Source organism: Pseudomonas capsici, assembly GCF_017165765.1.
Classification (GTDB): Bacteria; Pseudomonadota; Gammaproteobacteria; order Pseudomonadales; family Pseudomonadaceae; genus Aquipseudomonas; species Aquipseudomonas capsici.
Genome location: NZ_JAFGZD010000052.1, coordinates 1 through 1128, shown reverse-complemented (window position 1 = coordinate 1128; position 1128 = coordinate 1). Strand labels below are relative to the sequence as shown.

Genomic DNA, 1128 nt, shown 5'->3' with positions numbered 1-1128 from the left:
ATCAGAGTGAATGACCAGTTTGGGCTCGCTCCCCAAACGACCAAAAGCCTTGTCCAGCATGTTACCCACCAGCTTGTAGCAGGGCCGGCTGGCTGTTTCATAAGCCACAATTTCACCGTTGTACAAATCCATCACAGGAGAGAGGTAGAGCTTCTGCTGCGCTACTTTGAATTCGGTCACGTCGGTTACCCACTTCTGGTTGGGCCGCTGGGCGACGAAATTGCGCTCCAGCAGATTCGCGGCAATCTTGCCGACCGCCCCCCGATAAGAGCGATACTTTTTGGGACGCACGACCGACCGCAAGCCTTGCTCGGCCATCAACCGCTCCACGACTTTCTTGTTCACCACGATCCCTTGGCTCCTGATCACGAGCGCAACACGTCGGTACCCGTACAGCCCTTTCTCTTGGTGATAGACGCGCTGTACCTGTTGCCTGAGCGCAGCATGCCTGTCCGGCTGTTGCTGGCTTTTGGCCTGGTAGTAAAACGTACTGCGCGACAGTTCGAGCAAAGGCAAAAGAGCAGACAGAGGAAATCGGTCCTTGAGCCTGGAAATGATCAGCGCTTTTTCGCCTGTCTTCGTTCCTTCTCTTCCTCCAGAGCCTTTAACTCCTTTAAAACGGCATTCTCCATGCGCATATATTCGAGTTCGCCCATCAGTTGCTCTCGTGATTTCAATGCATCATCGGTGTCGGTGGGCTTCAGTGGCTTAATTCTCTTGGGCATACGGGTAGGCACTCTTCGTTGGGCGACAGTAGGGTCTACAAGGCTGCCACTGTAGTACTGTCGCTCCCAAATGCCTATTTGAGAGGAATGCCCCAGGCCGAAATGCGCGGCTGTCTGACGCAGGGAAAGGCGATGATCACGCTTGTGCTGCACGATCTGGCGCTTGAAGTCGTTGCTGTAGCGCTGTGCATGAGACAGAGGACTGATGCTTGAATGGATCTGGTAATGGGCCACCCACCGTCGTAGCAAGCTGACATCAATGCCGAAGTGCTGAGCCACCTTGCGCAAGCCATCAGGGCCTCCAAGATAGGTGGCGATGGCGGTGAGCTTGAATGATTCTGTGTACTTACTCATAACGTCCCCCAAGGGTTGGATGGGTGTCCAACTTCTTGGGGGCAGTTCA

Annotated in this window: 1 pseudogene; it reads right to left on the bottom strand. The window is 54.4% G+C overall.

From position 1 onward, the window contains the following. Window positions 1-1079: pseudogene (locus tag JSY17_RS25810) on the bottom strand (IS3 family transposase); the annotation flags it as partial. Between the last annotated feature and the right edge of the window lie 49 nt (window positions 1080-1128).